A 22429-nucleotide genomic window follows, 5' to 3' on the forward strand; every position below is an offset into this window, starting at 1 on the left:
GAGGAAGGGAGTGCAAGCGAACTCATCATTCCGGAGCGGACCGCTTTCCACCCCCCTGCCGTTCGGTCATTCGAACGTCACTTTCCGGTCAGGCGACAGGACGTTCGATGGGTGACCGGACGGCGGGACCGTTCTACCGCGATTCCTCCCGGTGGCGCTCCGTGTTCCGCTGATCTCCTTACGGACAGCCGCGATCAGCTGTTTTCCGTCGACTGTCGTCTCCGCCGCGTTCTCGATCATGTCGAGAGCTTCCGGAACGCCCGTGAGGAAGTGCGGATCGTAGAGTCCGAGGCCCGCCCGTTCGAATGTCTCGGCCAGCAGTCGGGAGAACGTCACGTGTTCGCTCCCCCAAGGCGTTCGATGGTCCCAGGTACCGTCCAGGGCGTAAAGATCCGTCACTTCACCGAGTGCCCGCAGTTTCGCCCGCCGGAATGCGCTCAGCATCGCGAGCGCCAGTTCGTCGCCGTCGGCCGCTTCCCCGACGCCGAGCGCACCGTGGCCGTGGCGCCCCGGCTCGGCCGTACCGGTGGTCAGCGGGGTCACCGTGGTGAGCGTACGGGCCGCCTCGGCCGCCTGCTCGGGAACGGCGTCGGCCAGCAGCGCCCAGGCACCGGCGATCCGGTGCGCCCAGGTCTCGGCCCGCTCCGCGGTGAGCCGGTCGGCCGGAGGGGTCCCGAAGGCGTCGCGGAAGGGGTCGAGGTCGTCCAGCAGGAGGACCGGAGCGGGAGCTTGTCGCAGGGTGCGAACGGGGAGCCAGTGCGGGCCTTCCGGTTCCTCGCGCGCGATACGCAGCTCCGGGCCGGGCAAGACGGGAGCGCCGGGCTCGGCGGCGAGCCCCGCGTCCGGCCGGCGGACGAGGAATCCGTCGTCGGTGGCGAGCACGAGGCACACGCCCCGCGCCCCTGGCCCGCCGACGACCGCGGTGCCGAGGGTGGGCAGATGCAGGCTGCCGTCGCGGTACGCCACCGGCACCGGCAGGTCGAGTCCGGCCCGGACGGCGGCCGCGGCCACGCAGGCGCCGAGCCGTTCGGCGGCGGGTTCCGTCAGAGGCCGGCCGGCGTGGACGTCCTCCAGGGCACCGATCAGCCAGGTGCGGGTGGAGGGGTGGGCGAGCACCGTGTCGAGCGCATCCGCGCCCGGAGTGTCGGCCTCCACTCTCGCCGCGAGCCGCCAGGCCTCGTCCCAGAGCTCTCCGCCCCGTCCGTCCAGGGTGTCGTGGAGCACCGCGAGCAGAGTGCGGGTCAGGTCCAGCTGGGCGGCGAGCAGGGCGCCCGGCGCCCGGACGGCGGGTGACTCGGTCGCGGCGGCGGTCCGGTCCTCGATTCCGCGGATCAAGGCGGCCAGGTCGGCGCAGTAGACCGAGGGGTTGTCGAAGCCGCCCCCGGCGCCGTGCCCGGAGCGGTACCGGTGGGTGTAGAGCCCGCCGCCGCACGAGCGCACGACCGGGCAGCGACGGCAGGTCTCGCTGACTCCGGCCAGGCCGAGCTGGCGCGCCCGGACCCCGGGGTGGGCGGCGACCTCGTCGAAGGTGTTGCGGAAGACGTCGAACCCGGTGGCGGCGGCGCCCTCGTAGGCGCTCTTGAGCGAATCGACCTGTTCCAGGGTCCCGTCGGTCTCGATGACGACGAGGTCGGTGGGGGCGAGACCGAGTGACTCGGTGAGGCTGGGGCCGCCGCTCAGGCTGGAGAGCACCGAGGCGAACATCCGGACGGGCATGGGGCGGCCCTGTTCCGTCCAGCGGTCGAAGACCGACAGGAGCCATGCGGCGTACGCGGTGGGCGAGCCGTCCGGCCGTGGCGGCGGGTCGTCCCAGGTGGCGTGCGGCAGCAGGAAGTCGACGAGCGGGGGTTCCAGCTCGGCGAGGGCGTCGTGCACGGCCACCGGGTCGTTGTGGATGTCGACCGTGCAGAGCAGGCCGAGGTCCAGGTGGCGGTAGCGCTCCTCGCGGAGCAGCTCGACCGCTCGCAGCACCATCGGGTGGCTGCTGCGCCCGTTGGCGAACCGGCGGTGGCGGTCGTTGGCCGCGCGGTCGCCGTCGAGCGAGATCCCGACGCGGACGTGGAACTCGTCGAAGAGGTCGAGGTAACGGGGGCTGAGCTGGACTCCGTTGGTGTGGATCCTGAGGTCCAGCTCAGCGATGCCGTTCAGGGCCGAGCCGAGCTCCTCGCAGACCCGTCGCAGTCGCGCGGGTCCTGCCAGGAGCGGTTCCCCGCCGTGCAGGATCACTGTGACGGAGAAAAGCGCATGAGTCGCCGCGTGCTCGGCAAGGCGCCGGGCAGTCCAGGAAATCGCCTCGTCAGAGATGGTCCTGGGGCGGGTGAGCCAGCTCTGATCCGCATGTTCGTAGACATAGCAGTGATCACAAGCAAGATCACACCTGCTGTGCACTTTGAGCACGAATTCACGGAAGGGGACCAGGGGTCCTGTCATTCCGCCATTCTATCCACTTCTGACGTCTGCTCAGAGAGCTGAACTGAAAGTGGAGATCCGGGTGGACCGGGCCGTTGTCGCACCGATTGCGCGGTCGAGCTTCCTGGCGGCCTCGGCGCTGCGGACATCGGTCGCGGCAAGGGTCGCGCGGGTCTTCGCAGAGGCGAAGTCGGGGGTGGTTCCGTAGGTCTTCACGGCCGTCCTAGGGGGATCCTGAAGGGGTCTGTTTCCGGACAATGAAAGGCAGCAGGGATTCCGTGTCACCACACGGCCCGGCACGCGCACTTTACTACCGCCGAGGCCCCCGCACATGCCGGCGGACCAGCCTTCACATCGGTTTTCTCGCGTCGCGACATGCCTGCCGTGCGACCGCTCAGGTGAGCGGAGGACGCTCTGCCGATGCGGCGGTCCGGGGCGCCCGCCGCGCCTCTGCCGGCCCCTGCAGGTGAGAGGCTTTCCGCCACTGTGAGAGCGGGAGGCACAGATGGCGGCCGGACGCATCCCGGCGCGGCAGGCCCGGCCCGGTCCGTACACGCCGGGGCTTCCCGACGGGGACAGCAGTTCACTCGTTCACCGGTTCCGCGCCGGGCACGTTGTACTCCTCCCGGGAGCCACGCATGCAGTCCAGGACCCGTTCGTGGCTGTCCCCCACGACGTCCGTGACCCGCACCCGGACCTGGAGCACGTCGATCCGTTCGACGAACCGCCGCAAGAACACCCCCACCGGCACCGTGTCGTAGGCCCCGGTGCCGACCAGCGGAAAGCCGGTTCCGAAGGCGGTGAGCAGGTAGTCCCGCCCGGCCGAGAGTCCGTCCGCCGTCAGGGTGGCCACGACGTCCGGGACGGCGACCCAGACCGCGGTCCCCGTTCCGGACCCACCGCTCGGCACCACGCGGCACTCCCAGCTCTCGATCACGGCGATGTGCTGACCGCCGTTCAGTATCCCGACACGCCAGGCGGGTTCCCCCTCGACGAGCAGTCCTGTGCGCCAGGAGCCACTCCATCCGAGGTAGGGCCGGACCGTGCGGGCGTACTGCGCCCTGGCCAGTACGGCACCGGTCGCCACGGCCAGCAGACTTCCGAGCGCCTCCATGTCCAGCAGTTGCAGCCGCCAGGGCCAGTCGCCCCGGACACCGGGCGAGACATTGGCCCGGACGGCCTCCCACAGCAGGACCAGCGTCAGGATCGCGAGCAGAACCAGGGGAGCGGTGAAGAGCAACGGGCTGCGGCGCACCCTGCGCTGGCTGTCCGGGAGCGGCGTGCCGTCAGCCACCCCTCCGTCCGGATCCCGCTCGATGACCCCTCCCCCGCCCGGAAGCGAACGCGGCCGTCAAAGACGGCGACAACTCGCCTGTGGTTCACCTCAGTTGGGCAACCTTGCCATAGTGCCACCGCGCGCGGAAGAACACCTGGACACAGTGGCCGAACCCAGCCGTACGGGCCCTCCGGGCAGCCGGGACGCTCTTGCCCGGCCCCGGCCTCCCACCTACTCTCGTGGCCCCGGGCGGGTCAGGCGTGACGGCCGGCCGGGTCATACGACAACTGCAGACGGAGGCGACCGTGACGGCGCTGCCCGAGCCGCTGAGATCCATGGTCTTCAGGAACGATGACCTGCCTGAGCTGTTCCATCACACGGACAGGGTCGCCGTGGCCCGCCAGCGCGAGGCCGTGAACACCACCCGGGTGCAGCTGGCGCTGCTCGTGGCCGGCACGGTGCCCGCGGCGCTGCCCTGGCACGCCGACGACGGGCCCGCGGCCCGGGCGCTGTACGGCGCGGCGGTGCTGGCCTATCTGGGCGTGCTCTTCACGACCTTCCTCGCCTCCCAGCGCAAAGCAAAGTCGCATTGGCAACTCAACCGCTCCGCAGCGGAGTTCATCAAATCGAACTGCTGGCGCTACGCGGTGCACGGCGCCCCGTTCGACAGTGCGTCCGAGCATCCGGAGGCGCTGTTCGCGAATCGTCTGGAGGACGGTCTCCAGGAGCTGAGGAAGGTGGGCTGGGCCGACCCGCGCGAGGAGCTGCCGGATTCCGGCGGGCTCATCACGGAGTCCATGCGCGCGTTGCGGAACAAGGCGTACACGGTCCGCAAGGAGACGTACGTACGGGATCGGCTCATCGAACAGCGCCGTTGGTACCGCCGGCGTCAGCAGGCCTCCCGGCGCGGGGCGCTCATGTGGTCGGGCGCCATTGTCGCGCTGACGCTCCCGGCGCTGGCACTGAGCGTGCTGCAGACCTTCGGGGTGGGCCGGTCGTTCGGGCTGACGGGGGCGCTGTCCGCGGCGGCGGCGGCCTGTCTCGCCTGGAACGAGATGCGCCGGCACCATCCGCTGATCTCGGCGCACTCACTGGTGGAGCAGGACCTGGAGTCGATGCAGGCCGCCATGGAGACCACCCTCACCGAACGGCACTGGCCGGCGGCGGTGTTCGAGACCGAGCGGATCGTGTCGCCCGAGCACACCGACTGGCTGGTCAGACACCGCGTGTGACCCGCTCCCCCGCCCCGGATCGGGTCAGCCGCGCAGCACCCCGTCGCGCCAGATCACGGTGACCGGGCGGCCGAGCGTGCGGGCGTACGTGACGATGTCGCCCGTACCGCCGAGGCCCCGGGCGGGTAGGCCGTCCCAGACCGCGAGCAACCGGTCGCAGTGGTCGGCGATGTAGGCGCCCGCCGCGTAGTACGCCTCGTCGGTGGAGTGCGGGAAGTCGAGCCGGACCTCCCGTGCCGCGCGCGCCTTGAGCGTCCGGTAGCGGGCGAGGTCGGCGGCGTTGTCGAAGCAGGCCTCGTAGTCGCCGCTGGGGATCACGGCGGTCAGTTCGGCGCCGCAGGTGAGGGCGAGGTCGGCGAAGAGCTGGTCGGCGCCGACCGCGAGACTGGAGAGGGCCTGGCTGGGGCGGTCGAGTCCGCAGAGGGCGGCCCGCATTCCGGCGAGCACGTGGGCCTCCGCCTCGGCGGGGATGGAGCGGTGACCGGTCACTCCGATGCGATACACGGACCTGCTACCCCCTGATGCCAGCGGAGCGCACCCCGGGAGCGCCCCCGCCCCCTGCCGCCCCGTCACGACGATCCGTCGTGGCGACATCCTCTCAAGAGCCCCCGGCGAGCGGGAGCCCCCGTCCGGAATTCCGGACGGGGGCACGTATGTACGGACAGCTCCGTACCTGATCGGCGGGGCCGGTCAGTACACGCTGACGCCGTACGCGTTCAGGGCTTCCACGACCGGCTGGAAGAAGGTCGTGCCGCCGGAGGAGCAGTTGCCGCTGCCGCCGGAGGTGAGACCGATCGCCCGGGTGCCGGAGTAGAGCGGGCCGCCGGAGTCGCCGGGCTCGGCGCACACGTTGGTGCGGATCATGCCGTAGACGACGTCGCCGCCCCCGTAGTTGACGGTGGCGTTGAGTCCGGTGACCGAACCGCTGCGGGTGCCGGTGGTGGAGCCGCGGCGGGTGACGGCCATGCCGACGGTGGCGTTGGCGGCGCTGGTGATGTCCTGGCCGCCGACCGTGCCGTCCTTCGGGATCGTGGTGTTGGTGTAGCGCACGATGCCGTAGTCGTTGTTCGGGAAGCTGGACCCGGAGGTCGTCCCGAGCACGGTGGTGCGGGCGGAGTTGGCGTACCAGGTGGTCGCACCGTCGGTGCAGTGACCGGCGGTGAGGAAGTAATAGGTGCTGCCGCTGCGGACGTTGAAGCCCAGCGAGCAGCGGCCGGTGCTGGAGTAGATCGCGTCGCCGCCGGAGATCAGCTTGGTGAACTTGCCGGGGGTGCGTTCGATGCGCAGCGCGTCGGCGTGGGCGCCCGCCGACTTCTTGATGGTGTTGATCTCCGCCTGTGTGACCGTGCTGTCCACGGTGACGACGAGGCGTTTGGTCTGCGGGTCGATGTTCCAGGCGGTGCCCGCGATGTCGGCGCCGAGCACGGCGTCGCTCGCCGCGGTCAGCTGGTTGGCGCTGAACGTCCGGGGGGTTTCGGCGTTCGCGGTGGGGATGGCCATCGCCGCGACGGCGGCGAGCCCCGCGAGGACGGCCGTGGTACGGACGCGTCTCGCCGCGTTGGAGCGGTTGTTGGTGCGCTTGATCCTCACGTCGGGTTCCTCCGAGGGGAATCGGGGGCCCTCCTGTGGGGTGGCGGGCCCGTGAGGCGCAGTCGGGGGCCTGTCCGGATTCCGGAGTTGCCGTGCCCCTGACAATCGCTGACCGGAGTATCGAGGGGTCCGGACGGGAGGCGCAAGAATGCCTTTCGGCCACGCGGGTCCCACATGTCTCCGGCCCCGGGAGCCGTGGGGCTGCCGGGGCCGGAGTGACCGCTCGCGGGTCAGGCGTCGATGCGGTTCCGCTCCCCCGCCGCGACCGCCACGGTGAGCGTGTTGCCCGGGGGCGGGAAGGGGCAGATGAAGTGATCGGCGAACGCGCACGGCGGCAGCAGCGCGCGGTTGAAGTCGACGCTCACCCTGCCGTCGGCGGCGGGCGGGCCGGGCCGCAGGAAACGGAAGCGGTAGCTGCTGTTCCCGCTGGTCCCGTCGGCGAAGACGGCCCACAGCGAGCCGTCGGGCTCGACCGCGACCTGGAGCGTGTGCTCCTGTCCTTCCACCGTGAAGGCGATCTCCCCGCCGAGCCCGAGGCCGCGCTCGACCCCGTCCGCGTTGGCCACCCGTACGGTCCGGTCGGTGTACGGGCGGAAGGTCCCGGACAGCGTCCAGCGGGGGTCGTACGGGGTGGCCTCGATGGTCGAGAAGGCGTGCCGGGCCGGTGATCCCGGGTCGAAGTCCCGTACCGCCCACAGCCCTTCACGACGGAGGAGCACCAGTCGCCGCTCCCCCTGCGCGACCCGGGAGTCGTCGATGGGTCCGCGGTCCGCGCCGAGCCGGACCTCGCCGGTCAGGGGCTTGCCGTCGACGACGATGCCGTCCTCGGGGGCTGCCGTGAGGACCACCTCGTCGCCGTCCTCGCGCCAATGACCGGGGACGGCCGGAATTCGCCCTTCCGGGTAGTCGGAGAGCCAGTGGGTTCCGGTCAGGGACAGCGGGCCGCACGGGGCGGCGACGGCGACGACGCGCCCCTCGTGCCACCGCTGCCAGTCCCGCGCGGCGTCCGGCCCGCCGCCGCCCTGTTCCTGCTGCTGTGCGTCCGTGCTCATGCGGTCAACCTTTCCACACCGGCTCCGGGAGGCCGAGGTGCGACCGCAGCGTGGAGCCGGTGTACTCGGAGCGGAACGCCCCGCTCTCCTGGAGGAGCGGGACGACCCGGTCGACGACGTCGTCCAGGCCGCCGGGGGTGAGATGGGGGACGAGGATGAAGCCGTCGGCGGCCCGCTGGTCGACGAAGGCCGTCAGCTCCGCCGCGACGGTGCCGGGCGAGCCGATGAACGACTGCCGGGTGGTCGTCTCGATGACGGTCCCGCGCAGGGAGAGCCCCTTGGCCTCGGCGAGCGCGCGCCAGCGGGCGACGACCGCGAAGGGATCGCCGTGCCGGACCCGGCCCTGGGTGATCTCGGAGTCGGGGACCGGGTCGATGTCGGGGAGCGGCCCGTCGGGGTCGTACGCGGAGAGGTCGGTGCCCCAGATCTGCTCGGCGGCGAGGATCGCGTTCTGCGGCGAGACCTGCTGACGGCGGATCTCGGCGGCCTTCTCCTGGGCCTCGGCATCGTTGTCGCCGACGACCACGGTGACCCCGGGCATGATCTTGAGGCTGTCGGCCTCCCTGCCGTACGCCGCGAGCCGGCCCTTGACGTCGGCGTAGAAGTCGCGGCCCGCCTCCAGGGTGCCGTGCCGGGTGAAGATGATGTCGGCGGCCGAGGCGGCGAACTCCCGGCCCTCGGAGGAGTCCCCGGCCTGTATGACGACGGGGTGGCCCTGCGGCGAACGCGGGACGGTGAACTCCCCGGAGACCGTGAACTGCGGCCCCTCGTGGGCGAACGGCCGCGAGACGCCGTCGGGCGTCCAGGAGTCCCACAGTTCCCGGGTGGTGGCGACGAACTCGGCCGCCCGGGTGTACCGGTCGGCCCGGTCCAGATAGCCGCCCCGGCGGAAGTTCTCCCCGGTGAAGGCGTCGGAGGAGGTCACCACGTTCCAGGCGGCGCGGCCCCCGCTGAGGTGGTCGAGGGTGGCGATCCGGCGGGCCAGCTCGTAGGGCTCGTTGAAGGTGGCGTTCACGGTGGCGGCGAGGCCGAGCCGTTCGGTGACGGCGGCCAGCGCGTTCAGCACGGTCAGCGACTCGGGCCGGCCGACCACGTCGAGGTCGTGGATGCGGCCGTTGTGCTCGCGCAGCCGCAGCCCCTCGGCGAGGAAGAAGAAGTCGAACTTCCCCCGCTCCGCCGTCCTCGCCAGCTGCTCGAAGGAGGAGAAGTCGATCTGGCTGCGGGAGCGTGGATCGGCCCACACCGTGGTGTTGTTGACGCCCGGGAAGTGGGCGGCGAGATGCATCGGACGGGGCACGGTCAGGCCTCCTTCGCGGCGGTCCTGGCGGCGGCGTGGCGGCTCGCGGGGCGCACGAGCCCCAGGTGTTCGCGCAGGGTGCCGCCGGGGTGGAAGGTACGGAAGAGGCTGCGGTGCTGGAGGAGGGCCACGGTGCCGTTGACGATCCTTTCGAGGTCGCGTTCGGGGGTGATGGGCGTGAGGTGGAAGCCGTCGGCCGCGCCCGCCCGGTGCCACTGGGCGATGAGGTCGGCGAGGTCGACCGGGCCGCCCCGGAAGTAGGTGCCGCGCCCGGCGAGCTGCGGTCCGCTCTCCAGACCGGGTTCCGGCGCGGTCTCCACGTCCCCGAGGTCGACGGTGAGCGCGACCAGGACGCGCAGGGACCCGGGGTCGCGTCCGTGGGCGGCGGCCTTGCGGAGCACCTCGTCGCGGACGGCGGCGGCCTGTTCGGGGGTGGTGGCCCGGATGTGGACGACATCGGCGTGCCGGGCGGCCGCCTCGCGGGCCGGGGCGGTGGTGGCGTCGATGACGGTGACCGGGCGGCCCTGCGGCGGACGCGGGACGATCGCCGGGCCCTTCACCGTGAAGGTGGAGCCTTCGAAGTCGACGTAGTGCAGCTTGTCCCGGTCGATGAAGCGGCCGGTGGCGGCGTCCCGGATCTCTGCGTCGTCCTCCCAGCTGTCCCAGAGCCGCCCGGAGACGTCGGCGACCTCCCCGGCCTCCCGCCACAGCGCGGCGGGCGGCGCGGCCGGGCGGCGGCCGAAGAGCCGGGCCTCCGCCTCGGTGGTGGAGACGTCGGCCTGCCAGCCCGCGCGGCCCCGGCTCACCCAGTCCAGGGTGGCGACGGCCGAGGAGACGTGGAAGGGCTCGGTGTGGGTGGTGGTGACGGTCGGGACGAGGCCGATGCGGTCGGTGGCGGGCGCGACGCGGGCGAGGACGGCGAGCGCGTCGAGCCCGGGGCGGGCGAAGGAGTCGCCGAGGGTGACGTAGTCGAGCGCGCCGTCCTCGGCGAGCCGCGCAAGGCGGAGGTAGTGCCCGGCGTCGTAGTGCGGCGGGCCGCCGATCTCGGCGGCCAGATGGAGGGATGTACGGGCGGACATATCGGGGACCTCTCGGGTCTGCGGTCGGTCGGGGGCCTCGCGGGGGCCGTCGTGGCCGGGCCGGACGGAGCCCGGCCACGACGAGCCCTGCACGGCCCGGGAGTCAGCTCTTGGTCTTGGGGAGGCCGGGCGGGTTGATCTCCGACTTCTCGACGGCCTCGCCGCTGAGTCCCCAGCGCTTGAGGACCTTGCCGTAGGAGCCGTCCTGCACGATGTGGTCGATCGCGGCGGCGTACGCCTTCACCAGACCGCTGTCCTTCTTGGTGGTGGCGGCGATCTTGCCCTGGAGGTCGCCCCCCGCGCCGGAGAGCTGGCCGATGATCTCGGACTGGCCGGCCGTGGCGACGTGGTAGGCGGCGGTGGGGCTCGGGCCGAGGTGGGCGTCGATACGGCCGGACTGGAGGGCCAGGTAGTAGTCGGTGTCCTTCTGGAAGTACTTGATGTCCACCGGCTTGCGCCCGGCCTTGACGTTCTCCTCGCTCCACTCGACGAGGATCTTCTCCTGGTTGGTGCCGGAGGAGACCGAGATCGTCTTCCCGGCGACGTCGGCGGGCTCCTTCACCGTCCAACCGGAGCCCTTCTTGGCCTCGAAGGCGATGTTGTCGAGCCGGTAGGTGGCGAAGTCGTACTTCTCCTTGCGCTCCTCGGTCACGGTGACGTTGGAGAGGACGGCGTCGAACTTGGAGCTGTCCAGGCCGACGAAGAGGTTCTCCCAGGAGACCTCCTCGAACTGGGGCTTCAGGCCGAGGGTGTCGGCGACGAGGGTGGCGATGTCGATCTCGGAGCCGATCCGGGTCTTGTCGTCGGTGGCGTAGAAGCCGAGCGGCGGCGAGGCGTCGGCGCTGGCCCCGATCCGGAGCGTGCCGCGCTTGCGGATCGCCTCGGGGACGAGATCGGCGGCGGCCGCCACCTTCTTGCCTCTGATCCGGTCCTGGTCGGGCCCGATGTTGACCCCGCCGTCCTTGTGGCCCTTCGGGGCCGCCAGGTCGGCCGCGGGGTCGGAGGTGCCGCAGGCGGCGAGCAGACCGGTGGCGGTGAGGGTGGCGAGAGCGAGGGTGATGCTGCGGCGGACGGACACGTACGTGCTCCTTGCGTGGAAGAGAGGCGGGGTTTTCAGAGGACCTTGGAGAGGAACGCGCGGGTGCGCTCCTGGGTGGGGTGGTCGAGTACGTCGGCGGGTGGGCCCTGTTCGACGATGCGGCCCTCGTCCATGAACACGACGGTGTCGGCGACCTCGCGGGCGAAGCCGATCTCGTGGGTGACGACGATCATCGTGGTGCCGCCGTGGGCCAGGTCCTTCATGACGTCGAGGACCTCGCCGACGAGTTCGGGGTCGAGCGCGGAGGTCGGCTCGTCGAAGAGCAGGAGCCGGGGTTCCAGGGCCAGGGCGCGGGCGATGGCGACGCGCTGCTGCTGGCCGCCGGAGAGCTGGGCGGGGTAGGCCGTCGCCTTGTCGGAGAGGCCGACCCGTTCGAGCAGCTTCTCCGCCGCCGCCACGGCCGCCTTGCGGGGGCGGCCCAGCGCCGAGACCGGGGCCTCGGTGATGTTCTCCAGGACGGTGAGGTGCGGGAAGAGATTGAAGTTCTGGAAGACGAAGCCGATCTTGGTGCGCTGGCGCAGCACCTCGCGTTCGCGCAGCTCGTAGAGCTTGTTGCCGTCCCTGCGGTAGCCGACCAGGGTGCCGTCCACGCTGATCCAGCCCTGGTCGACCTTCTCCAGGTGGTTGATGGTGCGCAGGAGCGTGGACTTGCCGGAGCCGGAGGGGCCGAGGACGACGGTGACCTCGCCGGGGCGGACCGACAGGTCGATCCCTCTCAGCACCTCCAGGGAGCCGAACTTCTTGTGCACGGAGCGGATTTCGACCATGGCATCGCTGGGTGCGCTCATCGCACGGCCCCCTTGGCGTAGTGGCGTTCGACGTAGTGCTGGAGGACGGAGAGCGCGGTGGTGAGGAGGATGTACCAGACGGTGGCGACCATCAGCAGCGGCACCACCCGGCCGTTGCGGCCGTAGACCACCTGCACCTGGTAGAAGAGTTCGCCGATCGCCATGACGGAGACGATCGAGGTGCCCTTGAACAGCGAGATGATCTCGTTGGCGGCGTTGGGCAGGATCGAGCGCATGGCCTGCGGGAGGACGATCCGCCGCAGCTGCCGGAACTTGGGGATGCCGAGCGCGGCCGCCGCCTCCAACTGGCCGCTTCCGACGGCCAGGACGCCGCCTCGTACGATCTCCGCCGCGTAGGCCGCCTGGTGCAGCGCGAGACCGAGGACGGCGGCGCTCATCGCCCCGACCAGGTTCATCGTCTCGAAGGCGAAGAACCCCGGACCGAACGGGATGCCGAAGGTCAACTCCTTGTAGAGGTAGGCGAGGTTGAACCAGAACAGCAGCTGCACGATGAGCGGGATCGAGCGGAACGCCCAGATGTAGCCGTACGCGACGGTCCTCAGGAACCCGCTCGCCGACAGCCGCATGAAGGCCAGGACGATCCCGAGGGCGAAGCCGATCGCCGTTCCGTAGAAGGTCAGTTGGAGGGTGATCCAGACGGCCTTGAGGATGGTCGGCGCGGTGAAGAACTGCGCGAAGACGTCCCATTCCCAGCCGGGGTTGGTGATCAGCCCGTTGAGGAACTGGGCGAGCAGGACGGCCGTCGCGGCGATGGCGACCCACCGCCAGGGGTGGCGTACGGGCACGACGGTCAGCTCGTCGGGGCCCGCCCCGCTTCCGGCCTCCTTCGCGGCGGGCGGGTCCGCGGGCGGCTCGACGGGCGGATCGATGGGTGGGTCGCTGGTCAGTGACATGAGAGAGGTCCTTGGGCGCTGAAGCGGTGGTACGGAAGGGGGGTTCGGGGGTCCGGCGGTACGGAAGCGGGCCGGGCCGGCTCAGGAGGCGAGGCGGCCGCGACAGGAGAGGTCGCGCAGGAAGGTGAGCGCGGCGCGGGCGGCGGCGTCGTTCTGCCGGAACGCGGGTCCGCCGGTACGGGGCCGGGTGAAGGCCCCGCTGGAGCGGGCGGTGGTGAACGGGCCCAGCGCGAGGCGGCGCGGGTGCGGGCGGCCCTCGTCGTCCAGGACCCGGCTGTCGCCCGGGTCCACGGCGAGCAGCCCGTCGTCGGTGATGGCGGCACCGCCGTCGCGCAGGGCGCGGAGCAGGGGGCTCGCGGTGTGCCGGAGCGAGGGGGCGGGGAGCCGGGCCTCGACCAGCGCGCGGGCCTCGGTGCGGGCACCGGGGACGGTGGCGCTGCGGGCCCGGAAGAGGCCCTTCTCCTCGTCACTCTCCACGGTGAGGTCGGCGCCGAGGAAGCGGACCACGCCGGCCCGGGAGAGGGCGAGGAGCTGCTGGAGTCGGGGGCCCGGCGGGCCGGAGGCCAGATAGCTGAAGAAGCCGTGCCACCAGGAGCCGATGTCGCCGAGCCGGACGATCTGCGCGTAGGCGGAGAGCAGCCCGAGGAAGACCGCGAGGTCCTCGCTGTGTTCCGGGTCGTGACGGCGGGTCAGGTCGGCGCTGATGTAGGCGCGCAGGGCTTCCTGGAGGGCTTCGGGCGAGTCGTGGCGGACGCCGTCCAGAGGGCGGTCCAGTGCGTCGAGGTCGAGCCGGTCGGCGGGGTCGGGCACGGCCTCGGCGATCAGCCCGGCCAGCTCGGGGCTGCCCGGGTCGGAGGCGGCGTACTTCTCGGCGAAGACATCGTGGGCCAGGGCGGTGCGTTCGGGGTGGGCGGTGAACAGCCGGTGGTAGTGGGCGTGGCCCAGCTCCTTCGCGACCGCCGGCCAGATGTCGCGCCGGAAGTCGAGCGGCCCGGTCCTGCCGACCAGCTCCTCGGTCCACGCGGGCCCCAAGTGCTGCGGCAGGGGCGGGCGTTCACCGGTCCAGGGGTAGCCGATCTTCGCGTGGTACGGGACGCCGCGCCGCGATCCGACGTACAGCACGGGCTCGCGGCCGGACGGCAGGTACTCCCCGTTCTCGTGCCGTCCGCCGCGTCCTTCGGTGAGCAGGACCATCAGGTCGACGAAGGCGAGGCCGAAGCCCCGGACGATGACCGGTTCCCCGGGGCGGAGGGCGTCGAGGTCGCTGTCGGCGGTGAAGTCGGGCGGCAGGTGGACCAGGGCGTGCCGTCGGGCGAAGTCGGCCAGTCCCTTCTGCTCGGGGTCCTGTTCGGCGTCGAGGTGGCCCACGGTGAGGACGACGAGGTCGGCGAGCAGGGGTTCGGGGCGGTCCTGGAGCCGGACGCGCTGGCGGCCGCCGCGCGGTCCGGTGACCGCGAGGGCGGTGGTGCGGTGCTCGTGCACGGTGATGCCGGGCGGCAGGGCCGCGAGGGCGCGCTCGTAGGTCCAGCGCAGATAGGCGCTCTGGAGGCGCCGGGTGGGGAAGTCCGCTCCGGCGAGGCCGTGGATCTCGGCCAGCACGGCGGGGTCCGCGTCCGGGGTGATGCGCCCCGCGCGGACGTCCTCGGCCCAGGCGTCCAGGGCCGGTCCCGCCACGACGGGGCCGGCCAGCTCCACCGTCTCGTCGGTGAACATGGTGACGTCCTCGGCCATGGAGTTCATCCACAGCAGCGGCGACTGGTCGGGCCGCCAGATCCGGCCGCCGCCCGCCGGGTGGGGGTCGACGACGTGGAGGTCCAGGGGCCGGTCCCCGTACAGCTCGACGGCGTTGGCGGCGATGCGCTCGACCACGCCGGTGCCGCGGGGGCCGCCGCCGATCACCACGATGCTGGGTGCGGCGGTCATCGCGCACCCGCCGTGCCACGGGCGTAGTACCGCTCGACGTAACGCTGGCCGATGCTCAGCAGCGTGGTGACGGCCGCGTACCAGATGGTGGCGACGAGGAGCAGCGGGATGACCTGGTAGGTGCGGTGGTAGACGAGCTGGACGGAGTACAGCAGGTCCTGCACGGCGATGATGCTGACGATGGAGGTGCCCTTGAGGGTGCCGATCAGCATGTTCCCGGCGGGCGGCACGATGGAGCGCATGGCCTGCGGCAGCACGATGCGCCGGAACCGCCGCCAGGGGCCGAGGCCGAGGGACTGGGCGGCCTCGATCTGTCCGCGTTCGACGGAGAGGATGCCGCCGCGCACCACCTCGGCGGCGTACGCGGCCTCGTGCAGGGTGAGCCCGATGACGGCGATGGTGACGGGGCCCAGGAGGCTGACCGTGGAGACGCCGAGGATCTGCGGGTACAGGGCGCCGATGTTGAACCAGAACAGCAGCTGGACCAGGATCGGGGTGGACCGGAAGAGCCAGACGTATCCCCAACTGACCGCCTGGAGAACCGGGTTGCCGGAGAGCCGCAGGACGGCGAGCAGCGCGCCCAGCGCGAATCCGAGCACCATGACCACCGCGGTGAGCCAGAGGGTGAGCCAGAGCCCGCGCAGGACGGGCACGGTGGCGAAGTAGGCGAGCACGACGTCCCACTGGAAGGCGTCGTTGCGGATGACGGAGTTCAGCGCGAGCGCGAGCAGCACGAGCACGGCGACAGCCGCTGCCCAGCGGCCCGTTCGGCGGACGGGGACGATGCGCGGCACCGCATCGGCAGCGTCCTTGGCGAGCGACGGCGAGGCGGGGGGAGGCGAGGACGAGGGCAGCGAGACGGTCTGCGGGGGCATGCGGGAGCTCCGTGGATGCTCAGATCGAACACGGGGCGTGCCTTCACACCGGAAAACCACACGTGGACCGGGCCCCTCAGCGCCGGTCCTGCTCCGAGATAAACGGCGTGCGCGGGGAGTTGTCAAGCCTGTCCACACTGTGAGCTGTAGATCTCACCTCGGTTGACGCGCACTCGGATGCCTGTTCCACTTGGCCCATGCATCCGCAGCAGTGGCTGGTCACCCGCTCCCACATCGACTTCGGTCGTGTGTGGTCCTCTTCCTGTTGAGCTGACCCTCTGCTGTCCGGTTTTCCCTGCTCACGCCGCTTTTCCGGCGTTCGAGCCCCGTTCCCCGCGTGACTTCACCCTCACCTTCGCCACACCGCTCCACCCTCCCCTCGCCTTGCTGAACGCTCTTCCGCACCGCTGAAGACTTTGGCCGTCCCCCGCGCCGCCCTGGCTCCGTGCCGCCGCGGCCCGGGCGGTCGGCATACCCCGACGAACCCGGAGAAGCACCCCCATGTCCCGATCCCGGCATACCGGCCTGTTCGCCCTGCTCACCGTGGCCGCCCTGACGCTCGCCGGCTGCGCGGAGCCCACGGACGCGGCGGGCGGCGGATCCGACCGGGCCGCCGCCCAGGGGAAGACCCCGACGACCGATGTCGTGTCGAAGGTCCGCAAGGACGAGACCGCCGCGAAGCTGCTGCCCGCCGGGGTGCGGGAGGCGGGCACACTGCGGATCGCCTCGTCCGTCGGCGCGCCGCCCGGCGCCTTCTACGAGGAGGACGGCTCCACGGCGGCCGGCGCCGACATCGACTTCGCGGACGCGGTGGCCCGGGTGCTGGGGCTGAAGCTGACGCGCGAGGTGGCGTCCTTCGAGGCGATCCTGCCGGCGCTCGGCAGCGGCAAGTACGACCTGGGCACGGGGAACTTCGGCGTCACCGACGAACGCCGCAGGACCATCGACTTCGTGACCTACATCAACGACGGCCAGGGCTTCGCGGTCCGCGAGGACAGCGAGCTGAAGAAGGTCGACGACCTCATCCAGCTGTGCGGCCTGGACGTGGCGACCGGGGCGGGCACCACCTTCGAGGTGACGCTCCAGGAGAATCTGCCCCGGTGCGCGGAGGCGGGCAAGAAGCCGTACAAGGTCAAGACCTACGCCGACCAGGCGGCGGTCTGGATCTCGCTCCAGCAGAACCGCTCCGATGTCGTCATGTCGACCATCAACGGGCTGCGCTACGCGGTGAGCCAGCAGGAGGGGCTGCGCTTCCTCAACGAGTTCAAGCGGCTCGACGTCGGCTTCGCCTTCAAGAAGGGCAGCCCGCTGACCCCCGCCTTCCAGGCCGCCGTCAACCGGCTCAAGGCGGACGGGACCTACGACCGCATCCTGGAGAAGTGGGGCACAACAGAGTCCGCGATCGAGACCTCCGAGATCTCCCCGCCCGAGCTGAAGTGACCCGGCGTCAGCGAGGCGGGGAGGCAGGCGGGCCTCAGCAGTCGCAGCCGCAGGAATCGCCGCAACAGCAGCAGCCCTCGCCGCACTGACCGCAGCAGTTGCACGCTTCGCAGCAGTCGCCGCAGCTCTGGCACGGCGACTGCCGCTGCTCCCTGCTCCAGGGGTCCTCGAAGCTCCCGCAGCACATCTGGCAGGTGCAGGCGAGCCCGGCCCAGACCAGGCAGCCGGCGATCAGCCCGCGCCGGTCGCGGGGCGGCTGCGGCGGAGGGGGCGGGGAGCCGGGACCGCCGGGGGCGTACGGTCCGCCGGGCGGCGCACCGTACGGATTGCCGGGCGGGGGCCCGAAGGAGCCGTCCGGGGTCAGCAGCCCCTGACCCTCCTGGTGCGAGCAGGAGGAGGTGCCGAACGCCCGGTCGACCGAGCGCCGCAGCTCGTGGGCGAGCAGGACGTGGACGAGCTTGCCGTCGGTGAACTCCACCTCGCGCAGGGCGAGCCGTACGCCGTGCAGCGCGTCGTCGCAGAGCCGGCGCGCCTCGGCGAGCGGGGTGCCGGTGGCCGTCAGCGGGTTCCAGGCGCCCGACGCGGCGTCCGCCTCCCGGTCCTCGACCGCGTCGAGCAGATGGGCGAGCCGCCCGAAGAGCCGGCCGGCCTCCGCGAGGGGCGCGGCGTTCTGGGGCTTCCCGGCGAGGTGGGCGGTGTGGGCGAAGGCGGCGGCGGTGGCGGTCTCGGTGGGTTCGGTGACCGTCAGCAGCGGGGTGCCGATCCCGGCGAGCGTCTCGATCCCGGTCTGCCGGTCGACCGCGTCGACCAGGAGGGCGGTGTCGAAGCCGAGGGCCGCCCCTGTCCGGGCGCCCGCCCGGTCCCATCCGGCGGCCACGCGGCGCGCGGCGGCGGCGACCGGGCGGCGGGCCAACAGCCCGTCGCGGTCGGCGACGTGGTCGCGGACCTTGGCCGAGGCGAGGACGAGCGAGACGGCCGCGGCGAGCCGGGCCCCCTCGCCCTGGGCGACGGGCGCGGTGCGCATGGCGCGCAGCGGGCAGGGGCCCGCGGTGCGCCGTCCGCCGGGGGCGAGGCCCGTCTGAGCCTCCGTCAGGACGGAGACGATGAGGCCGTCATAGTTCGTGACGATACGGGCGAACTGTCCGTGATCCGCCCTCAGGGCCAGGCAGAGACCGCAGAGATGGGCCATCCACTCGACTCTGAGACCTTCGGAGAGGCGGTGGGTGCAGGGCCTGACGATTCCGAACACGACGATCCCCCGGGAGCCGTTCAGCCGGCGCGCGACGCTCGCGCACCGGGGCGTCGTGCATCGTATCCAGCCATCCGTTCACCCGTCCGTCGGCAGCATCACCCGTACGGCTCGACGCATCATATTTTCTTTTCGCAACCCCCCTTATGCGGGACGAACCCTGACGAATCGCCACATCCTCTGCACCAGTAGCGTCACGAATCGCCTGCGAGCCGACTATCTACTTGGCGCGCTATCCGCATCATGGACGACCATAGGGATACGAAAGAGATGCGGAACGCCACAGAACCGCGGTGAGAGGAGGCGTCCATGGGATCGGTGCGCAAGGCGAGTGCCTGGCTGGGCCTCGTGGAGGACAACGAGCGGTACTACGACGACGAGTACAACGAGGGCACGGAGACCGGTACGGGCCACCAGGCGGCCTGGGTCACCGACCCGCGGGTGCAGGTGGCCGCCGAGGCCGCCGAGGAGCGGGACCGCCGGATCGCGACGGTGACCCCGGACAGCTTCCGGGACGCCCGGGCCATCGGCGAGCTCTTCCGGGACGGTGTCCCGGTGATCGTCAACCTCACGGCCATGGACCCCGCCGACGCCAAGCGCGTGGTGGACTTCGCCGCCGGGCTGATCTTCGGTCTGCGCGGCTCGATCGACCGGGTGGCCACCCGGGTCTTCCTGCTCTCCCCCGCCGACACCCAGGTGGTGGCGGGCGAAGCCGCCGGCCGGAAGACCGACGGCTTCTTCAACCAGAGCTGAGCAGGGCGCTCGCCGGAAAGTTCCGGTCAACGCATCCGGTCGGCGTGTGCGTCACGGCGCACCTCCGTCACCGGAAGGCGTCGAGACCGGTGAGCGCCTTGCCCAGTACCAGCTGGTGCATCTCCACGGTTCCCTCGTAGGTGAGCACCGACTCCAGGTTCGTCGCGTGCCGCATCACCGGGTACTCCAGCGAGATTCCGTTGGCCCCGAGGATCGTGCGCGAGGTCCGGCAGATCTCGATCGCCTCCCGCACGTTGTTGAGCTTGCCGAAACTGACCTGCTCCGGCCGGAGCCCGCCCGCGTCCATCCGGCGGCCCAGGTGGTGGGCGAGCAGGATGCCCTTGTGCAGCTCCAGCGCCATGTCCGCCAGCTTGGCCTGGGTGAGCTGGAAACCGCCGATCGGGCGGCCGAACTGCTCCCGGCTCCTCGCGTAGTCGAGGGCCGACTCGAAGCTGGCCCGCGCCGCGCCCATGGACCCCCAGACGATGCCGTAGCGCGCGTGGCTCAGACAGCTGAGCGGGCCGCGCAGCCCCTTCGCGTCCGGCAGCACCGCGTCGGCCGGCAGCCGCACCTCGTCCATGACCAGCTCGCTGGTGACGGAGGCGCGCAGCGACCACTTGTGGTGGATCTCCGGCGCGGAGAAGCCGGGGGCGCCGGTCGGCACGACGAACCCGCGGATGCCCCGGCCGTCATCGCCCTCGTCGGTCTGCGCCCAGACGACGGCGACCCCGGCGACCGAGCCGTTGGTGATCCACATCTTGCGGCCGGTGAGGATCCAGTCCTCGCCGTCGCGCTTGGCGTACGTCCGCATCCCGGCCGGGTCCGAGCCGTGGTCGGGCTCGGTCAGGCCGAAGCAGCCGATGATCTCGCCGGCCGCCATGCCGGGCAGCCACCGCTGCTTCTGCTCCTCGGAGCCGAAGCGGTGGATCGCGTACATGGCGAGCGACCCCTGTACGGAGACGAGCGAGCGGATCCCGGAGTCGGCGGCCTCCAGCTCCAGGCAGGCCAGCCCGTACTGGACGGCACTCGCCCCGGCGCAGCCGTAGCCGTCCAGCGACATGCCGAGCGCACCCAGGGCGCCGAGCTCTCGGGCCAGCTCCCGGATGCCGGGCAGCTCGCCCTTCTCGTACCACTCGGCGATGTGCGGCAGGACGCGGTCGGCGGCCCAGGTGCGGACGGTGTCACGGATCGCGAGGTCGTCCGGGCCGAGCAGGTCGTCGATGCCGAGGGGATCGGCGGCGTCGAACGGCGGGAGCTTCGACGGCTTCGCGGACTCGGTGCTGGACATGAGGGTGCCTCCGGCGGCTCGCACGGTGCTCGGAGGGACCGGGAGACGCCCGCCCTCCGAAAACTAGCAGTGGTAGTCAGGGCGTCGTGCTGACGTTACGGGTCAGTGTGCCGCTCGTCCAGAGCCGGCCGCCTCGGCCGGTTCGCGCCGCGCGGGCACCATCGGGCGCGGGACCGGGCGGTTCCGCGCGGCCGGCCGGACGGTGTCGGCGGCTTCCGCGGCTTCGGCCTCGTTCCGGCGGCAGGGCTCCTTCGGCGGGCAGTCCATGACCTTCGGCAGCCGCAGGGCGGCCAGCGCCCCGAGCAGCAGGAGCCCGGCGCTGACGAAGAGCGTGATGTGGAGTCCGTCGATGAAGGCGTGCCGGGCCGTGGAGCGCAGCAGGTCACCCATCGGGCCGCCGAGCTGCGCGGCCACCTGGTAGGCCTCGCCCAGCGAGTGCGAGGCTTCGGCCCCGGCGCGGGCCGGGACGCCCTTGTCGCCGAGGGAGGCGAGGCCGGGGGCGTAGGCGGCGTTCATGACACTGCCGAGCAGGGCGATGCCGAGGCCCGCGCCCAGTTGGTAGGAGGTCTCGCCGATCGCCGCCGCGCCGCCCGCCCGCTCCGGCGGGGCGTCGCTGAGCATCGACTCGTACGCCCCGAAGAGCGTGGTCTGCAGTCCGAAGCCGAGCAGGACGAACGCGGTGGTCAGCAGGGCGGGCCGGTCGTGCTGGCCCATCGCGGTCAGCACCAGGACGGAGGACGCGGTGAGGACGAAGCCCCAGCCGACCATGCGCCGGGGGCCGAAGCGGCGCAGGGTGTACGAGCCGGTGGCGCCCGCGGCCATCGCCGCGAAGGTCAGCGGCAGCAGGCGCAGCCCGGTCTCCAGCGGGGTGAGCCCCAGCACCAGCTGGAGGTACTGGACGGCGATCAGCTGGAGGCCGACCAGCGCCAGCATGGCGAGCACGATGCAGCCGACGGCGGTGGAGAAGGCCGGGCGGGCGAACATCGCGACGTCGATCAGCGGATGCCTGCGGCGCTTCTGCCGGCGGACGAAGAGGATCAGAAGAGCGAGACCCAGAGCCAGCGGGCCGAGTGCCACCGGATCCAGGAGCCCCGCGCCGCCGCCCAGTCGCTTGACACCCAGGACGACGCCGAGCACTCCGGCCGCGGCCATGAGCGCGCCCAGCACGTCCCACGGGCCGTCGTCGCCGCCGCGCGACTCGGGCAGCAGCCAGCGGCCGAGCGGCAGGATCACGGCCATCAGCGGGATGTTGATCAGGAAGACCGAGCCCCACCAGAAGTGCTCGACCAGGAAGCCGCCGACGACCGGCCCGGTGGCGGCGCCGACCGCGGCGACCGCGGTCCACACGCCGATGGCGAGCGCCCGCTCCCGGCGGTCGGGGAAGACCTGGCGCAGGATCGACAGCGTGGCGGGCATGATCATCGCGCCGCCGACGCCGAGGAGGGCCCGGGCGGCTATCAGGACGCCGGAGGAGTCGGCCGTCGCGGCGAGCACGGAGGCCACGCCGAACAGCGCGTAACCGATCAGGAGCACACGCCGTCTGCCGATCCGGTCACCCAGCGTGCCGAAGAGGATGAGCAGCGAGGCGCAGACGAGGGGGTAGGCGTCGACGATCCACAGGAGAGCCGTACCGCTCGGGCGCAGGTCCTCGGTGAGGGACGGAACCGCGACATGGAGCACGGTCGCGTCGAGGGCGACGACCAGAAGACTGAGACAGAGGACGACGAGGACGACCCAGCGGTTGGCGTCGTCGGCGGCTTTGCGCAGCCGGACCCCGGCCGTGGTCGTCCCGGACATCTACGTACCTCCCGATGAGTCCCTCGCGCTCGGCGGACCGACGGTGACGTGTGGGGTGCGCGTCCCTCGGGCCCGGCATCGACGGGCGAGTGATTCGCCAGCGTACGCGAGTTCGGGGTGGTCACACGTGGTCCAGGTCATACCCCGGTCCGTCGCACAGTGTGGCGTACGCCATTCCGGGCCCGGTCGGAGGGCTCCCGCCGGAGGGCCCGGCAGGGCCGTCGCGGCGGGGCCGCGGGCGGCCGGCGCGGAGGCGGCGGGGCGGCGCGCGGCTCCCCCGAATGGCGGGATCGAATACCGCTGATTCCGGTGGGCAGCATTTTGCGAGAGATCAAACACGTTTACGAACGGAACGCGCGCGCTTTTGG

Annotated in this window: 18 protein-coding genes; 3 read left to right on the plus strand and 15 right to left on the minus strand. The window is 71.8% G+C overall.

Annotated elements, in window-relative coordinates; all coding sequences use genetic code 11:
* Window positions 1-66: 66 nt before the first annotated feature.
* Both fxsBH and IE134_RS30740 read right to left on the minus strand, forming a co-directional pair.
* Window positions 67-2430: a radical SAM/SPASM protein FxsBH, inactivated beta-hydroxylase extension form gene (fxsBH, locus tag IE134_RS30735; protein WP_189432355.1), complete on the minus strand. Its 2364-nt coding sequence runs from the start codon at window positions 2428-2430 to the stop codon at window positions 67-69.
* Window positions 2431-2992: 562 nt separating this feature from the next.
* A complete protein-coding gene (locus tag IE134_RS30740) occupies window positions 2993-3703 on the minus strand; it encodes a hypothetical protein (RefSeq protein ID WP_189432357.1) in 711 nt (236 codons plus the stop codon).
* Between the two features lie 317 nt (window positions 3704-4020).
* Here IE134_RS30740 and IE134_RS30745 point away from each other — a divergent pair, with 317 nt between their 5' ends.
* Window positions 4021-4917: a DUF4231 domain-containing protein gene (locus tag IE134_RS30745; protein ID WP_030721535.1), complete on the plus strand. Its 897-nt coding sequence runs from the start codon at window positions 4021-4023 to the stop codon at window positions 4915-4917.
* A gap of 24 nt (window positions 4918-4941) precedes the next feature.
* On the opposite strand, the gene IE134_RS30750 is transcribed toward IE134_RS30745, so the two are convergent.
* From IE134_RS30750 to IE134_RS30795, 10 genes are all read right to left on the minus strand, one after another.
* On the minus strand, window positions 4942-5421 hold the full coding sequence (locus tag IE134_RS30750) for a hypothetical protein (RefSeq protein ID WP_030721533.1): 480 nt from the start codon (window positions 5419-5421) through the stop codon (window positions 4942-4944).
* A gap of 186 nt (window positions 5422-5607) precedes the next feature.
* Entirely contained in the window at window positions 5608-6507 is a 900-nt protein-coding gene (locus tag IE134_RS30755; RefSeq protein ID WP_030721531.1) for a S1 family peptidase, read from the minus strand.
* Window positions 6508-6737: 230 nt separating this feature from the next.
* Window positions 6738-7559 carry a DUF1684 domain-containing protein gene (locus tag IE134_RS30760; RefSeq protein WP_189432359.1) on the minus strand — a complete coding sequence of 274 codons (822 nt, stop codon included), beginning with the start codon at window positions 7557-7559 and terminating at the stop codon, window positions 6738-6740.
* A 4-nt stretch (window positions 7560-7563) separates the two neighbouring features.
* Entirely contained in the window at window positions 7564-8844 is a 1281-nt protein-coding gene (locus IE134_RS30765; RefSeq protein WP_030721526.1) for an NtaA/DmoA family FMN-dependent monooxygenase, read from the minus strand.
* Between the two features lie 14 nt (window positions 8845-8858).
* Window positions 8859-9935 carry an LLM class flavin-dependent oxidoreductase gene (locus tag IE134_RS30770; protein ID WP_189432377.1) on the minus strand — a complete coding sequence of 359 codons (1077 nt, stop codon included), beginning with the start codon at window positions 9933-9935 and terminating at the stop codon, window positions 8859-8861.
* A gap of 103 nt (window positions 9936-10038) precedes the next feature.
* On the minus strand, window positions 10039-11013 hold the full coding sequence (locus IE134_RS30775; protein WP_030721521.1) for an ABC transporter substrate-binding protein: 975 nt from the start codon (window positions 11011-11013) through the stop codon (window positions 10039-10041).
* Window positions 11014-11048: 35 nt separating this feature from the next.
* On the minus strand, window positions 11049-11801 hold the full coding sequence (locus IE134_RS30780; protein WP_010056984.1) for an amino acid ABC transporter ATP-binding protein: 753 nt from the start codon (window positions 11799-11801) through the stop codon (window positions 11049-11051).
* Window positions 11802-11818: 17 nt separating this feature from the next.
* Entirely contained in the window at window positions 11819-12736 is a 918-nt protein-coding gene (locus tag IE134_RS30785; RefSeq protein ID WP_030721519.1) for an amino acid ABC transporter permease, read from the minus strand.
* An 81-nt stretch (window positions 12737-12817) separates the two neighbouring features.
* Window positions 12818-14659 (minus strand): FAD/NAD(P)-binding protein, encoded by a 1842-nt coding sequence (locus IE134_RS30790; RefSeq protein WP_098894995.1) that lies wholly within the window; start codon window positions 14657-14659, stop codon window positions 12818-12820.
* Window positions 14656-15534 carry an amino acid ABC transporter permease gene (locus IE134_RS30795; protein WP_098894994.1) on the minus strand — a complete coding sequence of 293 codons (879 nt, stop codon included), beginning with the start codon at window positions 15532-15534 and terminating at the stop codon, window positions 14656-14658. The genes IE134_RS30790 and IE134_RS30795 overlap by 4 nt, the downstream gene beginning before the upstream one ends.
* Before the next feature lie 501 nt (window positions 15535-16035).
* On the opposite strand from IE134_RS30795, the gene IE134_RS30800 reads away from it, so the two are divergent.
* The gene (locus IE134_RS30800) at window positions 16036-16974 is read left to right on the plus strand and encodes an ABC transporter substrate-binding protein (RefSeq protein ID WP_030721512.1); all 939 of its coding nucleotides are present in this window, start codon (window positions 16036-16038) and stop codon (window positions 16972-16974) included.
* Between the two features lie 34 nt (window positions 16975-17008).
* Here the strand turns inward: IE134_RS30800 and IE134_RS30805 are convergent, their stop codons facing one another.
* Entirely contained in the window at window positions 17009-18223 is a 1215-nt protein-coding gene (locus IE134_RS30805) for a DUF5685 family protein (protein ID WP_126932228.1), read from the minus strand.
* Between the two features lie 309 nt (window positions 18224-18532).
* On the opposite strand from IE134_RS30805, the gene IE134_RS30810 reads away from it, so the two are divergent.
* A complete protein-coding gene (locus IE134_RS30810; protein WP_010056978.1) occupies window positions 18533-18976 on the plus strand; it encodes a cell division protein SepF in 444 nt (147 codons plus the stop codon).
* Between the two features lie 67 nt (window positions 18977-19043).
* Here the strand turns inward: IE134_RS30810 and IE134_RS30815 are convergent, their stop codons facing one another.
* Both IE134_RS30815 and IE134_RS30820 read right to left on the minus strand, forming a co-directional pair.
* Window positions 19044-20264 (minus strand): acyl-CoA dehydrogenase family protein, encoded by a 1221-nt coding sequence (locus IE134_RS30815; protein ID WP_189432380.1) that lies wholly within the window; start codon window positions 20262-20264, stop codon window positions 19044-19046.
* A gap of 102 nt (window positions 20265-20366) precedes the next feature.
* A complete protein-coding gene (locus tag IE134_RS30820; RefSeq protein WP_030721506.1) occupies window positions 20367-22061 on the minus strand; it encodes an MFS transporter in 1695 nt (564 codons plus the stop codon).
* Between the last annotated feature and the right edge of the window lie 368 nt (window positions 22062-22429).

The organism is Streptomyces rubiginosohelvolus (genome assembly GCF_014649875.1).
GTDB classification, from domain to species: Bacteria; Actinomycetota; Actinomycetes; order Streptomycetales; family Streptomycetaceae; genus Streptomyces; species Streptomyces rubiginosohelvolus.

Coding starts and splice junctions, on each gene's coding strand:
- fxsBH (WP_189432355.1), bottom strand. CDS start 2,430: ATGACAGGACCCCTGGTCCCCTTCCGTGAATTCGTGCTCAAAGTGCAC.
- IE134_RS30745 (WP_030721535.1), top strand. CDS start 4,021: ATGGTCTTCAGGAACGATGACCTGCCTGAGCTGTTCCATCACACGGAC.
- IE134_RS30760 (WP_189432359.1), bottom strand. CDS start 7,559: ATGAGCACGGACGCACAGCAGCAGGAACAGGGCGGCGGCGGGCCGGAC.
- IE134_RS30765 (WP_030721526.1), bottom strand. CDS start 8,844: ATGCATCTCGCCGCCCACTTCCCGGGCGTCAACAACACCACGGTGTGG.
- IE134_RS30770 (WP_189432377.1), bottom strand. CDS start 9,935: ATGTCCGCCCGTACATCCCTCCATCTGGCCGCCGAGATCGGCGGCCCG.
- IE134_RS30780 (WP_010056984.1), bottom strand. CDS start 11,801: ATGGTCGAAATCCGCTCCGTGCACAAGAAGTTCGGCTCCCTGGAGGTG.
- IE134_RS30785 (WP_030721519.1), bottom strand. CDS start 12,736: ATGTCACTGACCAGCGACCCACCCATCGATCCGCCCGTCGAGCCGCCC.
- IE134_RS30790 (WP_098894995.1), bottom strand. CDS start 14,659: ATGACCGCCGCACCCAGCATCGTGGTGATCGGCGGCGGCCCCCGCGGC.
- IE134_RS30795 (WP_098894994.1), bottom strand. CDS start 15,534: ATGCCCCCGCAGACCGTCTCGCTGCCCTCGTCCTCGCCTCCCCCCGCC.
- IE134_RS30800 (WP_030721512.1), top strand. CDS start 16,036: ATGTCCCGATCCCGGCATACCGGCCTGTTCGCCCTGCTCACCGTGGCC.
- IE134_RS30810 (WP_010056978.1), top strand. CDS start 18,533: ATGGGATCGGTGCGCAAGGCGAGTGCCTGGCTGGGCCTCGTGGAGGAC.
- IE134_RS30815 (WP_189432380.1), bottom strand. CDS start 20,264: ATGTCCAGCACCGAGTCCGCGAAGCCGTCGAAGCTCCCGCCGTTCGAC.
- IE134_RS30820 (WP_030721506.1), bottom strand. CDS start 22,061: ATGTCCGGGACGACCACGGCCGGGGTCCGGCTGCGCAAAGCCGCCGAC.